At 61.9% G+C, this 14929-nt stretch carries 11 protein-coding genes and 1 riboswitch; of the genes, 9 read left to right on the top strand and 2 right to left on the bottom strand.

Going from position 1 to position 14929, the window contains the following annotated elements; all coding sequences use genetic code 11:
- Positions 1–54: 54 nt before the first annotated feature.
- Entirely contained in the window at positions 55–1494 is a 1440-nt protein-coding gene (locus J3P76_RS02480) for a TolC family outer membrane protein (protein ID WP_434564157.1), read from the bottom strand.
- A gap of 157 nt (positions 1495–1651) precedes the next feature.
- Positions 1652–1757, top strand: a riboswitch (TPP riboswitch).
- Between the two features lie 175 nt (positions 1758–1932).
- Here J3P76_RS02480 and thiC point away from each other — a divergent pair.
- Positions 1933–3822 (top strand): phosphomethylpyrimidine synthase ThiC, encoded by a 1890-nt coding sequence (gene thiC / locus J3P76_RS02485; RefSeq protein ID WP_420766165.1) that lies wholly within the window; start codon positions 1933–1935, stop codon positions 3820–3822.
- A 172-nt stretch (positions 3823–3994) separates the two neighbouring features.
- Entirely contained in the window at positions 3995–5287 is a 1293-nt protein-coding gene (gene cytX, locus J3P76_RS02490) for a putative hydroxymethylpyrimidine transporter CytX (RefSeq protein ID WP_434560986.1), read from the top strand.
- Here cytX and J3P76_RS02495 read toward each other — a convergent pair.
- The gene (locus J3P76_RS02495) at positions 5256–6002 is read right to left on the bottom strand and encodes a DUF3298 domain-containing protein (protein WP_434608111.1); all 747 of its coding nucleotides are present in this window, start codon (positions 6000–6002) and stop codon (positions 5256–5258) included. The two genes, cytX and J3P76_RS02495, sit on opposite strands and share 32 nt — an antisense overlap.
- Before the next feature lie 214 nt (positions 6003–6216).
- Between J3P76_RS02495 and J3P76_RS02500 the strand changes: the two genes are divergently transcribed.
- The 7 genes from J3P76_RS02500 to parC all read left to right on the top strand — a co-directional run bounded on the left by J3P76_RS02500 (position 6217) and on the right by parC (position 14818).
- A complete protein-coding gene (locus J3P76_RS02500) occupies positions 6217–6834 on the top strand; it encodes an NUDIX domain-containing protein (protein ID WP_420766168.1) in 618 nt (205 codons plus the stop codon).
- A complete protein-coding gene (locus tag J3P76_RS02505; protein ID WP_003186471.1) occupies positions 6825–7277 on the top strand; it encodes a DUF1249 domain-containing protein in 453 nt (150 codons plus the stop codon). The genes J3P76_RS02500 and J3P76_RS02505 overlap by 10 nt, the downstream gene beginning before the upstream one ends.
- A 99-nt stretch (positions 7278–7376) precedes the next feature.
- Positions 7377–8192 (top strand): 3',5'-cyclic-AMP phosphodiesterase, encoded by an 816-nt coding sequence (gene cpdA / locus J3P76_RS02510; RefSeq protein WP_434608109.1) that lies wholly within the window; start codon positions 7377–7379, stop codon positions 8190–8192.
- A 720-nt stretch (positions 8193–8912) separates the two neighbouring features.
- Positions 8913–9521, top strand: coding sequence for a YqiA/YcfP family alpha/beta fold hydrolase (locus tag J3P76_RS02515; RefSeq protein ID WP_434701454.1), 609 nt, complete (start codon positions 8913–8915; stop codon positions 9519–9521).
- Positions 9522–9563: 42 nt separating this feature from the next.
- On the top strand, positions 9564–11468 hold the full coding sequence (gene parE / locus J3P76_RS02520; RefSeq protein ID WP_420766171.1) for a DNA topoisomerase IV subunit B: 1905 nt from the start codon (positions 9564–9566) through the stop codon (positions 11466–11468).
- Positions 11468–12454 (top strand): esterase-like activity of phytase family protein, encoded by a 987-nt coding sequence (locus tag J3P76_RS02525; protein WP_434608103.1) that lies wholly within the window; start codon positions 11468–11470, stop codon positions 12452–12454. Before parE ends, J3P76_RS02525 begins: the two co-directional genes overlap by 1 nt.
- Positions 12455–12553: 99 nt before the next feature.
- Entirely contained in the window at positions 12554–14818 is a 2265-nt protein-coding gene (gene parC / locus J3P76_RS02530) for a DNA topoisomerase IV subunit A (protein ID WP_420766173.1), read from the top strand.
- The last annotated feature ends 111 nt before the right edge of the window (positions 14819–14929 follow it).

A 14929-nucleotide genomic window follows, 5' to 3' on the forward strand; every position in this document is an offset into this window, starting at 1 on the left:
GCTCTGTGGCGAGGGAGCAAGCTCCCTCGCCACAGGGGATTTGTCGCAGCTGTGCTACTGCGCCGGCCGCGAGCGCAACTGTTGTGCCGCCGCTTGTGCCAGGTCTGGCGGCAGGAAGTCCTTGTCCGGGTTGTAATCGGGCTTGAGGTAGCGGGACAGGGCTTGCAGGTCTTCCGGGCTCAAGGTCCCGGCGGCTTGCTTGAGGCGCAGGTTGTCCAGGATGTAGTCATAGCGGGCGTTATTGTAGTCGCGCACCGAGGTGTACAGCTGGCGCTGGGCGTCGAGTACATCGACGATGTTGCGAGTGCCCACCTGGTAGCCGATCTCCGTGGCGTCCACCGCGCTCTGGTTCGAGATGATCGACTGGCGCCGGGCCTGGACCTGCTCCACATCGGTGTTCACCGCGCGATGCAGGTTGCGGGTGTTTTCCACCACCTGCCGGCGCAGGCCTTCGCGCTGCTGCTCGGTCTGGGTGAGTTGCGAGTAGGACTCGCGAACCTGGGAGCTGGTCAGCCCGCCGCTGTAGATCGGAATGCTCAATTGCAGGCCAATGGTGCGTTGCTCGGCGTCGCCACCGTAGCGCTGGCCGGTGGGGCTTGGGTTGGTGAAGCCGAGGCCGTCGTTGTCACCTTTGCGGTACTGGGCAATTGCATCGAGGGTCGGCGCGTGGCCGGCCTTGCGCTGGCGAACGGTGTCTTCGGCGGCATCGACGGCATAGTTGCTGGCCAGCAGGTTGAGGTTCTGCCTGGCGGCGGTGTCGACCCAGGCCTTGGCGTCGTTGGGCGCCGGCGGCAGGATCGGCAGGGTATGAACGACGCCCTGGATCGAATTGTACTGGCGGTTGGTCAGGGTGATCAGCGCTTCGAAGGCATCTTCGACCTGACGCTGGGCGATGATCCGATTGGCCCGGGCGGTGTCGTAGCTGGCCTGGGATTGCAGCACGTCGGTCTTGTCCGACAGGCCCACGTCGAAACGTTCGTTGGACTGGTCGAGCTGACGCTTGAACGCGGCTTCCTCGGCCTTGGTCGAGGCCAGGTTGTCCTGGCTGCGCAGCACGTTGAAATAGGCTTCAGCGCTTTGCAGGATCAGGTTCTGCTCGGTGGCGGACAGCTGCAGCGATGCTTGTTCATTGACCGATTTGGCCGCTTGCAGCTGGAACCAGCGGTCGGCGCGGAAGATCGGCTGCGACAAGGTGGCCTGGTAAACCGTTGAGCTGCGGTTGGCGGTCATCGCCGGTTGGTCGAGCTCGGTACGGGTGTTGTTCAGGTCGGCGCCGGCCGACAGGTTGGGCAGCAGCCCGGCTCGGGCCTGGGGCACCACTTCCTTCTGAGCACCATACTGGGCACGAGCGGCGGCCAGGTCGGCGTTGTTGTCCACCGCTTCCTGGTACACGCTGACCAGATCGGTCTTGGTGGATAAAGGCGCTTCGGCGGCCCAGGCCATTCCATTGGACGCACAAGACACGGCCAGGGCCAGTGAGAGTTTGCGCAGCATGAGGCGATCCCTTACGTTCAAATTGAATGCGCATAACAGGCGCGCGGCGTAGCGAGTGTAGTTGTGCGTACGCACGGCAACAATCCTGTATTTGCGCCATTCATCACGGCTTTTGCCCAGGCGATGGCGTTCTGCGCCGGTTGTGTCTAGACTGGCCGGGTTCTTGTCGGGGTGCCTTGCTATGAGGCTGAGATCGAATAATTTCGGATCCCGTTGAACCTGATCAGGTTAGCGCCTGCGTAGGGAACAAGATTTCTCGTCACCCGGCGAGTCCTCTTGTGCTTCGTCCGGGATGTTGTTCGACAATCGATTTCCGATGTTCGAACAGGCTCGAGCAGCAAGCACAGCGTCCGCACTGTCGTGCAGGGGCGCGTCCATTCGTTACAGGTTCGCTCCGACAAAAATCCACTGCCTGGATGTGTGTCTGGAGAGCCCGTGATGACGACAAAATCAAAAAACGCGACCAACCTCAGTGAATCGGCCCAGGTCGATCAGCAATCGGTTCAGCCCTTTACCCGCTCGCAAAAAATCTACGTCCAGGGCAGCCGCCCGGATATCCGCGTGCCCATGCGCGAAATCAGCCTCGACGTGACCCCCACCGACTTCGGCGGCGAAATCAACGCGCCGGTAGTGGTCTACGACACCTCGGGCCCCTACACCGACCCGAATGTGGTTATCGACGTGCGCAAAGGCCTGGCCGACGTGCGTTCGCCCTGGATCGAAGCCCGTGGCGACACCGAGCGCCTGGCGGGCCTGAGTTCCAACTTCGGCCAGGAGCGCCTGGCCGACCCCGAGCTGACCCAACTGCGCTTCGCCCACGTGAACAACCCGCGTCGCGCCAAGCCGGGCGCCAACGTCAGCCAGATGCACTATGCGCGCAAAGGCATCATCACCGCCGAGATGGAATACGTCGCCATCCGCGAGAACATGAAGCTGGAAGTGGCCCGCGCCGCCGGCCTGCTTGACCAGCAACACGCCGGCCACAGCTTCGGCGCCAGCGTGCCGAAAGTCATTACCCCGGAGTTCGTGCGGGACGAAATCGCCCGTGGTCGCGCGATCATCCCAGCCAACATCAACCACACTGAACTGGAACCGATGATCATCGGCCGTAACTTCCTGGTGAAGATCAACGGCAACATCGGCAACAGTGCCCTGGGTTCGTCCATCGAAGAAGAAGTGGCGAAGCTGACCTGGGGCATCCGCTGGGGTTCGGACACGGTCATGGACCTGTCCACCGGCAAGCACATCCATGAAACCCGCGAATGGATCATCCGCAATTCGCCCGTGCCCATCGGCACCGTGCCGATCTACCAGGCCCTGGAAAAGGTCGGCGGCGTGGCCGAAGACCTGACCTGGGAACTGTTCCGCGACACGCTGATCGAGCAGGCCGAGCAGGGCGTCGACTACTTCACCATCCACGCGGGCGTGTTGCTGCGCTATGTGCCGATGACCGCCAAGCGCGTCACCGGTATCGTCAGCCGTGGCGGTTCGATCATGGCCAAGTGGTGCCTGGCGCACCACAAGGAAAACTTCCTCTACACCCATTTCGAAGACATCTGTGAAATCATGAAGGCCTACGACGTCAGCTTCTCGCTGGGCGATGGCCTGCGTCCGGGCTCGATTGCCGACGCCAACGATGAAGCGCAGTTCGGCGAGCTGGAAACCCTTGGCGAGCTGACCAAGATCGCCTGGAAGCACGACGTGCAGTGCATGATCGAAGGCCCCGGCCATGTGCCGATGCAGTTGATCAAAGAGAACATGGACAAGCAGCTCGAGTGCTGCGACGAGGCGCCGTTCTACACCCTCGGCCCGCTGACCACCGACATCGCGCCGGGCTACGACCACATCACCTCCGGTATCGGTGCGGCGATGATCGGCTGGTTCGGTTGCGCCATGCTTTGCTACGTCACGCCGAAGGAGCACCTCGGCTTGCCGAACAAGGATGACGTGAAGACCGGGATCATCACGTACAAGATCGCCGCCCACGCCGCCGACCTTGCCAAGGGCCACCCGGGCGCGCAGATCCGCGACAACGCCTTGAGCAAGGCGCGTTTCGAGTTCCGCTGGGAAGACCAGTTCAACCTCGGCCTGGACCCGGACACCGCCCGTTCGTACCACGATGAAACCCTGCCGAAGGACTCGGCCAAGGTGGCGCATTTCTGCTCGATGTGCGGGCCGAAATTCTGCTCGATGAAAATCACCCAGGAAGTGCGTGAGTACGCGGCGAACCAGCGCATTGAAGCGGTGGATGTCGAAGTCGCCCAGGGGATGGCCGAGCAGGCGGAGCGGTTCAAGCAGGAAGGTAGTCAGCTTTACAAGAAAGTGTGATTTGAGCTGGGGGCGGTGGTGACTTTACTGCCGCCTTCGCGAGCAGGCTCGCTCCCACAGTGGAACTCGGTCGTTCACAAAACTTGTGTTCACCGCAGGTCCATTGTGGGAGCGAGCCTGCTCGCGAAAGCCATCACCAGAACAACAAAATATCCCTCTGAGATAACAACCCTTGAACATCCAACCCAGCACCTACTCCCCAGACGCCGCCGTGCCTTTGGACAAACGCGTCTTCGGCGCTCGCGATCTGTTTTCTTTGTGGTTCTCTCTCGGCATCGGCCTGATGGTCTTGCAGGTCGGTGCCTTGCTCGCGCCGGGCCTGGGCCTGAGCGGTTCGTTGCTGGCGATTTTCCTCGGCACGCTGGTGGGCGTCCTGCTGCTGGCGGCGGTCGGGGTGATCGGCAGCGACACTGGCCTGTCGGCCATGGCCGCGCTCAAGCTCAGCCTTGGCGGCAAGGGCGCGAGCGTGCCGGCGGTATTGAACCTGCTGCAGCTGATCGGTTGGGGGTCGTTCGAAATCATCGTCATGCGCGACGCCGCCAGCCTGCTCGGTGCCCGGGCCTTCAGCGAAGGCAGCCTGGGCTCCAACCCACTGCTGTGGACGCTGTTCTTCGGCGCCCTGGCGACCCTGCTTGCCGTCAGCGGGCCGCTGACCTTTGTGCGTAAGGTGCTGCGTAAATGGGGCATCTGGCTGCTGTTGGCCGCGTGCATCTGGCTGACTTGGAACCTGTTCGCCAAGGCTGACCTGGCGGCACTCTGGGCCCAGGCGGGCGACGGCTCGATGCCGCTGGCGGTGGGGTTCGACATCGCCATCGCGATGCCGCTGTCTTGGTTGCCGCTGATCGCCGACTACTCACGCTTCGGCAAACGCGCCAAGAATGTCTTCGGCGGTACGGCCGTGGGCTTCTTCATCGGTAACTTCTGGCTGATGAGCCTGGGCGTCGCCTACACTCTGGCATTCGCGCCGAGCGGCGAAGTCAACGCATTGCTGCTGGCCCTGGCCGGCGCCGGACTGGGCATCCCACTGCTGCTGATTCTGTTGGACGAGTCGGAAAACGCCTTCGCCGACATCCACTCGGCGGCGGTGTCCAGCGGCATGCTGTCAGGGTTGAAAGTCGAGCACCTGGCCTTGGCGATTGGCGTCATCTGCACCTTGATCGCCTGCTTCGCGCCGTTGGCGCAGTATCAGAACTTCCTGTTGCTGATCGGCTCGGTGTTCGCGCCGCTGTTCGGCGTGGTGCTGGTGGACCACTTCATCCTGCGCAAGCGCAGCAGCCAAGTGGTGTCAGCCGCGTTGCGCTGGCCGGCCCTGTTGGCCTGGTTGGGTGGGGTGAGCACTTATCACCTGCTGGCCAACTTCTACCCGGACATCGGTGCAACCCTGCCATCGTTGATCCTGGCAGGGTTGCTGCAACTGTTGCTGGGCCGGGCCTTCAGCTACGGCCGGGAAACAGCTCGGGCTTGAGGATGCCGTTGAGGCGTGGGTAGGCGATCTTCAATTCGATGTGGCCCAGGGCGTACGGCGCGATGGTGCTCACTTCGTACTTGAGGATCACCCCGCCGTAGGTCAGCGCGATGTGTGGGGTTTTCTGAAAGGACCACTGTTTCAGGAACTCGGGTTCCTGATCCAGCTTGGTACTGATCAGCCAGCTGTTGTGAGCCACTTGCGCGGCTTTCCAAAAGGCTTCCTCCTGGCCCGGCAGCAGCATGTCCGACAGCGTCAGCACTTTGTGCTGCTGGCGCGAATAGTTGATGAAACCGCGACCCGGCGTGCCATGGGCGCCGCCAGTGTCCAGATAGCTGGACAATTCGATAATCACCAAGCCGTCATGCTGCTCGCGTACCTTGGCCTGCAAATAGCTGCTGTTGCGCGGTGCGGCGCTGCGCAGGAACTGCTCGCGATAGGCGGCCAGCGTCGGAGCCGCAGGGGCGTCCGGGCTGGTGCGGGTCATTTGCAACAGGCGTTTTTCGATGATGCCGTCCAGGGCCGGCTCGGCGGGAAAGCGCAGGGTGTCGATGTTCACCAGCGGGCAGTCGGCACTGGCGCAACCGGGCTGCAATTGCTCCGACGCATCGCGAGTCGCCTCCAGGGGCGCTCGGTAATTGGGTTGGAAGAGGCTTTGGCAAGCACCCAGGGTCAGGGCGATGGCGGCCAGGGAAGCGATTCTAAAAAGCGACATGGGCGTCCTTCGTGGAACAGGGAAAGGCAAAAAGTTACCCGCTTCGACTGTCGGCAGGGCAATCAGTTCGCCACTAAGCTCATTAGAGTAATTTTAAAGGCAGCCGTCTATCCCGATGACCGGAAAGGGGCTGCATCAAACGGTACGGGCGCGTTAGGATGGCGCGAAGCCGAGGTTGGAACCTCGTACTGGACCACCGCACACGAGGATTGTCATGACTGATTTCGCCAACGCCACACCGAGCGCCGTGGAGATCGTCAAGCGCGAAAATTGCTTCAAGGGTTTCTACAAACTTGATCGCGTGCACCTGCGCCACGAATTGTTCGCCGGTGGAATGAGCCGCGAAATCAGCCGCGAGCTGTTCGTTCGCCATGACGCGGTGTGCGTGCTGCCCTACGACCCACAGCGCGATGAGGTGGTGCTTATCGAACAGTTCCGCGTCGGTGCCATGGGCAAGACTGCCAATCCCTGGCTGGTGGAACTGGTGGCCGGCCTGATCGACAAGGACGAGCAGCCGGAAGAAGTTGCTCATCGTGAGGCGCAGGAGGAAGCTGGGCTTGTCTTCGCCGCGCTCTGGCCGATGACTCAATATTTCCCATCGCCGGGCGGCAGTGACGAGTACGTGCATCTTTTTTTGGGGCGTTGCGACAGCTCGGGGGCGGGCGGCCTGCATGGCCTGCTGGAAGAGGCTGAAGATATCCGCGTGAAGGCCTGGGCTTTTGAAGATGCCCTTCAAGCGGTGCGCGACGGGCGAATTTGCAACGCGGCCAGCATCATTGCCTTGCAATGGCTGGCCTTGAACCGTGATGAAGTGAGGGGGCTATGGTCCTGAACAAGTTGCGCGATCGTTATCGCGTCGATCTGGTGGGGTTGCAGGCCGCCTGCGAGGCCAACTACGCCCGCCTGATGCGCTTGTTGCCGGACATGCGCAACGATCCGGCACCGCGCCGCATCGCTGTAACCCACGGCGACCAGATGCTGGGTGTATTGGCCCTGGAAGTGCTGCAAACCTGTCCTTACACCACCACTTTGCAGGTGCGCCAGGAACACAGCTTGCCCTGGCTGCCGGTGCCGCAGTTGGAAGTGCAGGTCTATCACGATGCGCGCATGGCCGAAGTCGTCAGCGCCGAACATGCACGACGCTTTCGCGGCATCTATCCTTATCCCAATGCGTCGATGCACCAGCCAGATGAAAAAGCCCAGTTGAACCTGTTCCTGGGGGAATGGCTGAGTCATTGCCTGGCGCTGGGCCACGAGTTCGAAGTCGTACGGTAGTTGTGAACCGGTTCCGGTTCGCGGGTTTCCCCTTTCGATCATCCCCCAGCATAATTGCCGCTTCATGCAACGGCGTGATTGCGCCTGGGAGAGAGCGATTTGCCGAGCGTATCCAGCTTGACCACGGCCGATGCGGTGCTGTTGGTCCAACTGTCTGACAGCCATTTGTTCGCCGATGCCGATGCATCGTTGCTGGGCATGAACACCCGTGACAGCTTGCGGTCGGTCATCGATTTGTTGCTCAAGCAACAGCCGGCCATCGACCTGATGCTCGCCACCGGCGACCTGTCCCAGGACGGCACGTTGCAATCCTACGAGTCGTTTCGACAACTGACAGCGCGTATCGATGCGCCGACGCGGTGGATTCCCGGCAACCATGATGAGCCGCAGGTGATGCTTGAGGCGGCGGTCAAGAGTACGTTGCTCGATCCGGTGGTGGACATCGGAAACTGGCGGGTAACGATGCTCGATTCCGCCGTGCCAGGTTCGGTGCCGGGTTTCTTGGCCGAGGAGCAATTGATTCTGTTGGCCAATGCCTTGAGCGAAGCGCCGGAGCGGCATCATCTGGTGTGTCTGCACCACCATCCGGTGTCGATTGGGTGCGCGTGGATGGAACCGATCGGGTTGCGTAATCCCGAGGCTTTGTTTGCGGTACTGGATCGCTTTCCCCAAGTGCGAGCGGTGTTGTGGGGGCATGTGCATCAGGAGATTGACGAGGTGCGCGAGGGGGTTCGTTTGTTGGCTTCGCCTTCGACCTGTATTCAATTCGAACCGGGCAGCGAGGATTTTGCGGTGGGCTCGCAGGCGCCAGGGTATCGGTGGTTGCGGCTATTGCCGGATGGGCGGTTGGAGACGGGGGTAGAGCGGGTGGTTGGGTTTGCTTTCACTCCGGACTATGGCTCCAACGGATATTGAGGACGAGGCGGCCTGACAGCCTGCCCATTTCTCACTGCTGTACTCCGATCCAATTGTGGGAGCGAGCCTGCTCGCGATGGCGGCTTGACGGAGTACATATCCATTTCTGCGGTAATGGCGACTTGGGTTCCGCCCTTACGGCGGCTCACTTTTTTTCAAACGCCAAAAAAAGTAAGCAAAAAAGGCTTGGCCCCACCACTCGGTGTCTCGCCAAGGCTCGGCATGCCCTCACTCCGGCCATCGTGGTTAACGGGGCCCCTAGATCAAAAGCCAAGCCGAGGCGGCCTTAGGGCCGACCTGGCTCTCGGTGGGACCGTGTTTCCCCTGTGGGAGCGAGCCTGCTCGCGAAGACGGCGGCACATACAATATGGATGCAAGCTGACCCACCGCCATCGCGAGCAAGCTCGGCTCCCACAGCAATCGGCGGTGGACACTGATCTTATAAACGACCAAAAACCTTCGTCGAGCCGAGACTATGAGGATTCAAGGCTGACAAAGCCCCCGTGGCGAGGGAGCTTGCTCCCGCTGGCCTGCGGAGCAGGCCCCAGACCAGGCACAGCGTTCTGTCAGCCAGATGGGGCATTACCAGTTTGGGGCTACTGCGTAGCCCAGCGGGAGCAAGCTCCCTCGCCACTAAGGCGAAGTGTTATCGAAATCACCCCAAACCCCCACAAACTCCCTGTAAACTCCGGCCTTTGCCCAGCACCCAGGGAGTCGGCAATGTCGGGTTCGATCCTTTATATCCATGGCTTCAACAGCGCCCCGGCGTCGACCAAAGCCTGTCAATTGGTCGACGTGATGGCTCGCCTTGGCCTCAGCGACCAATTGCGGGTGCCTGCCTTGCATCACCACCCTCGCCAAGCGATGGAGCAGATGGAGCAGGCGATTGCAGAACTGGGCCGGCCGCTGCTGGTCGGCAGCTCGCTCGGCGGCTACTATGCGACTCACTTGGCCGAGCGCCACGGGCTCAAGGCCTTGTTGGTCAATCCTGCCGTGAGCCCGCATCGGATGTTCGACGGGTACCTGGGAACGCAGAACAATTTGTACACCGACGAAACCTGGGAGTTGACCCACGACCACGTCACGGCCCTGGCCGAGCTGGAAGTGCCGGCGCCCCGGGATCCGCAGCGCTTTCAGGTATGGTTGCAAACCGGTGACGAAACGCTGGATTATCGCCACGCCCAGCAATATTACCGGGCCTGTGCCTTGCGCATCCAGGCCGGCGGTGACCACAGTTTTCAGGGGTTTGCCCGACAGTTGCCGGCGTTGTTGAGTTTTGCCGGCATTGGCGCCGATTTGTATCAGGCGATCGACTTCACGTCGCTGTGAGCCATCGCCCCCTTTTTCATTGAACACTGACGACGAGACCCCATGGCCACTCCCAGCGCTAGCTCTTATAACGCAGACGCCATCGAAGTCCTCTCGGGCCTCGACCCGGTGCGCAAGCGCCCCGGCATGTACACCGACACCAGTCGGCCGAACCACCTTGCCCAGGAAGTCATCGACAACAGTGTCGACGAAGCCTTGGCCGGGCATGCGAAGTCGGTGCAGGTCATCCTGCACGCCGATCACTCGCTGGAAGTCAGCGATGACGGTCGCGGCATGCCTGTGGACATTCACCCTGAAGAGGGCGTGTCGGGCGTCGAGCTGATCCTCACCAAGCTCCACGCCGGCGGCAAGTTTTCCAACAAGAACTACCAGTTCTCCGGCGGTCTGCACGGGGTGGGTATTTCCGTGGTCAACGCCTTGTCGACCCAGGTGCGGGTGCGGGTCAAGCGTGATGGCAACGAATACCAGATGACCTTCGCCGATGGCTATAAGGCCACCGAGCTAGAAGTGGTCGGCACTGTCGGTAAGCGCAACACCGGGACCAGCGTGTATTTCGCCCCGGACCCCAAGTATTTCGATTCGCCGAAGTTCTCCGTCACCCGCCTCAAGCACGTGCTCAAGGCCAAGGCCGTGTTGTGCCCGGGGCTGTTGGTCAGTTTCGAAGACAAGGCCACCGGCGAGAAGGTCGAATGGCATTACGAGGACGGCCTGCGTTCCTACCTGGTGGACGCGGTCAACGGTTTCGAATGCCTGCCCACCGAGCCGTTCTGCGGCAGCCTGGCCGGTAACAAGGAAGCCGTGGATTGGGCGTTGTTGTGGCTGCCCGAAGGTGGCGAAAGCGTTCAGGAAAGTTACGTCAACCTGATTCCGACGGCCCAGGGCGGCACGCACGTCAACGGCTTGCGCCAAGGCTTGCTCGACGCGATGCGCGAGTTCTGCGAGTTCCGTAACCTGCTGCCCCGTGGCGTGAAGCTGGCGCCGGAAGACGTCTGGGAGCGCATCGCCTTCGTTCTGTCGATGAAGATGCAGGAGCCGCAATTCTCCGGCCAGACCAAGGAGCGACTGTCGTCCCGTGAGGCGGCGGCCTTCGTTTCCGGCGTGGTCAAGGACGCGTTCAGCCTCTGGCTCAACGCCAACCCGGAAACCGGCCTGGCCCTGGCGGAGCTGGCGATCAACAACGCCGGCCGTCGTCTCAAGGCCAGCAAGAAAGTCGAGCGCAAGCGCATCACCCAAGGACCGGCGTTGCCGGGCAAGCTCGCCGATTGCGCCGGGCAGGATCCGATGCGCTCCGAGTTGTTCCTGGTGGAAGGTGACTCCGCCGGTGGTTCGGCCAAGCAGGCGCGGGACAAGGAGTTCCAGGCGATCCTGCCGCTGCGGGGCAAGATCCTCAACACCTGGGAAGTGGACGGCAGCGAAGTGCTGGCCAGCCAGGAAGTGCATAACATCGCGGTGGCCATTGGCGTCGACCCCGGCGCCGAGGACATGAGCCAGCTGCGCTACGGCAAGATCTGCATCCTTGCCGACGCCGACTCTGACGGCCTGCACATCGCCACGTTGCTCTGCGCCTTGTTCGTCCAGCATTTCCGCCCGCTGGTGGATGCCGGCCACGTCTATGTGGCGATGCCGCCGCTGTACCGCATCGACTTGGGCAAGGAAATCTACTACGCCCTGGACGAAGCGGAGCGCGACGGCATTCTCGACCGCCTGGTCGCCGAGAAGAAACGCGGCAAGCCGCAGGTCACCCGATTCAAAGGCCTGGGCGAGATGAACCCACCGCAGCTGCGTGAAACCACCATGGACCCGAACACCCGTCGCCTGGTGCAGTTGACCCTGGACGACTTCGCGGCAACGTCGGAAATCATGGACATGCTGCTGGCGAAAAAACGTGCAGGCGACCGCAAGACCTGGCTCGAATCCAAGGGTGACCTGGCTGAGGTCCTGGCCTGATGCGCAAGGGTTTCGCCCTGGCGCTGTTGCTGTGGGCGGGGGGGGTAGTGGCCGAGCCGGCGCCGGAGCTCACGTTGTTGTCCGAGCATGTCGTCGAAGGCATGCGCGGCGGCAATTTGTCTGGGCTGGCCCTGTGTGGCAACGAAATGTGGACTGTGTCCGATCGCGACGATGACCGGATCTATCGCCTCCAGCCGGTCGATGCGCCAGTCTGGGCGGCCGAAGTGGTCGAGATCGAGGTGCCGATGGTGCCGGACAGCGATTTGCCGTGGGGCTTGAGGTCCCGCACATGGGCGGCGTCGTTCCTGCGCGGTGGCGAATTGGATTTCGAAGGCATCAGTTGCGACAGCGCAGGCAATCGCTATGTGGTCAGCGAGTCCCATGCCGCCGTCCTGCAAATCCCGCCGACAGGCGCTGCATCGTGGTTGAAAATCGCCCCGACGATGATTCGTCAAGCCCGGGGCAGTGGCATGTTGTTGCATTTCAATTCGCTGTTCGAAGGCCTTGCGGTCAACCCGGCCGGGGATCACATCTGGCTGGCGGCCGAGCGTGAACGGCGCGGCCTGCTGTTGATCAAGCGCCAGCAAACGGTCTGGGACTGCGACGGCAATTGTGTGTTGCTTAGCGAAGCGGGGCAGCAGATGCAGCCGCCTCAATTCCCCAAGGCCAAGGCGGTTTCACGGGATTTTGCCGATCTGTCATTGTTCAACGGCAAGCTGTTTACCCTGGAGCGCAACGCCTTCCAGATTTGCAGGCGGGATGCGCGGACGGCCGAGGTCGAGCGCTGCTGGTCGTTCGCAGCCGAGGCCTTGCAGGACGCTCGTCGTTTTTCCCAGCCCTACGGACTGGCCGAAGCGCTGGTGGTGGACGCCACCGGCGCGTGGATTGGCCTGGACAACAACGATGGAGCCCGTGCCGATGGCGAGCGGCGGCCGGTGATCTGGCGCTTCGCCGCGCCGGACAGCGGCTGGGGCGCCTCGCCATGACCCGGCAATCGCCGGGCACCAGCGCCCTCCAAGCATTTGAATTTATCCTGCGCGACGGCAATGCGCCGTTGCGCCAGACAACGAACTGATGAGGCCCGCATGAGCGATATTCTTGCAGACAGCTTGGACGGCGTAGAACGCCGGTCGCTGGCTGACTTCACCGAAAACGCCTACCTCAATTACTCCATGTACGTGATCATGGACCGCGCCTTGCCGCACATCGGCGATGGCCTGAAACCGGTTCAACGGCGGATCGTCTACGCCATGAGCGAATTGGGGCTGGATGCTGACTCCAAGCACAAGAAATCGGCCCGTACCGTCGGTGACGTGCTCGGTAAGTTCCACCCCCACGGCGACTCGGCCTGCTACGAAGCGATGGTGCTGATGGCCCAGCCGTTCAGCTATCGCTACACGCTGGTGGACGGGCAGGGCAACTGGGGTGCGCCGGATGATCCCAAGTCCTTCGCGGCCATGCGCTACACCGAGGCGCGGTTGTCGCGCTATTCCGAGGTGCTGCTCAGCGAACTGGGCCAGGGCACCGCGGACTGGGGCCCTAACTTCGACGGCACCCTCGACGAACCCCTGGTGTTACCGGCGCGTTTACCGAATATCCTCCTCAACGGCACCACCGGCATCGCCGTCGGCATGGCCACCGACGTGCCCCCGCATAACCTGCGGGAAGTGGCCACTGCGTGCGTGCGTTTGCTGGACGAGCCGAAGGCCACGGTGGAGCAGCTCTGCGAGCATATCCAGGGGCCGGATTATCCGACCGAAGCGGAAATCATCACGCCCCGCGCCGATCTGCTGAAAATCTATGAAACCGGTCGCGGTTCGGTGCGCATGCGCGCCGTGTACCACATCGAAGATGGCGACATCATTGTCACGGCGTTGCCGCATCAGGTGTCAGGGGCCAAGGTCCTGGAACAGATTGCTGCGATGATGCAGGCAAAGCCTTCGAAAGCACCGCAAGTGGCTGACCTGCGTGACGAATCCGACCACGAGAACCCATGCCGCATCGTTATCATCCCGGTCAACAGCCGGGTCGACCACGAAGCGCTGATGCAGCACCTGTTCGCCAGCACGGACCTGGAGTCCAGCTACCGGGTCAACATCAATATCATCGGCCTGGACGGCAAGCCGCAGCTCAAGAACCTGCGGGCGTTGCTGGTGGAGTGGCTCGAATTCCGGGTCAAGACCGTGCGCCGGCGCCTGCAATTCCGCCTGGACAAGGTCGAGCGCCGCCTCCACCTGTTGGACGGTTTGCTGATTGCCTACCTCAACCTGGACGAAGTGATCCACATCATCCGGACCGAGGAGCACCCCAAGGCCAAGCTGATCGAGCGTTTTGCGCTGAGCGAAATCCAGGCCGACTACATCCTCGACACTCGCCTGCGCCAGTTGGCGCGCCTGGAAGAGATGAAGCTGCGTGCCGAGCAGGACGAACTGCTCAAGGAGCAAGCCAAGCTGCAAGCCTTGCTGGGCAGCGAAGCCAAGCTCAAGAAGCTGGTGCGCACCGAGCTGCTGAAGGACGCCGAAACCTACGGCGACGACCGTCGCTCGCCGATCGTCGAGCGCGCCGAAGCCAAGGCGTTGAGCGAGCACGACCTGCTGCCGAACGAGAAGGTTACCGTCGTGCTCTCTGAAAAAGGCTGGGTGCGCTCGGCCAAGGGGCATGATATTGACGCCGCCGGGCTTTCCTATAAGGCCGGGGATGGCTTCAAGGCCTTGGCGCCGGGGCGTTCGAACCAGTTTGCGGTGTTCATCGACTCCACCGGGCGTAGTTATTCGGTCCCGGCCCACACCTTGCCATCGGCCCGTGGACAGGGCGAACCGCTGACCGGTCGTCTGACGCCACCACCGGGTGCAACTTTTGAATGTGTGCTGATGCCTGATGATGACGGGCTGTACGTTATCGCGTCGGACGCCGGGTACGGGTTCGTCGTCAAGGGTGAGGATCTGCAAGCCAAGAACAAGGCGGGCAAGGCGCTGTTGAGCCTGCCGAACAACGCCAAAGTCATCGCGCCTCGCCCAGTCATCGACCGCGAGAGCAATTGGCTGGCGTCGGTGACGACAGAGGGCCGGTTGCTGGTGTTCAAGATCAGCGATCTGCCACAGCTCGGTAAAGGCAAGGGCAACAAGATTATCGGTATTTCCGGCGAACGGGTGGCGAGTCGCGAGGAATATGTCACGGATATTGCAGTGATACCGGAGGGTGCCACGCTTGTGCTGCAGGCTGGAAAGCGTACGCTTTCATTGAAAGCGGACGATCTTGAGCATTACAAAGGTGAACGTGGTCGGCGGGGCAATAAGCTTCCAAGAGGTTTTCAGCGGGTGGATGCACTGCTCGTCGAAAACCTCAATTGAGCGTGCTAGAGGGCTCGGTCCGCGATTAAAAGCCGCGGATCGGTGCTTTGGCGCTGGAGTCGGGACGCATATTCACGGATGATAGGCCCTTTCAAGCGCCGGCGTGGCCGA

It is taken from the genome of Pseudomonas sp. D1-36 (assembly GCF_051132205.1).
Lineage (GTDB): Bacteria > Pseudomonadota > Gammaproteobacteria > Pseudomonadales > Pseudomonadaceae > Aquipseudomonas.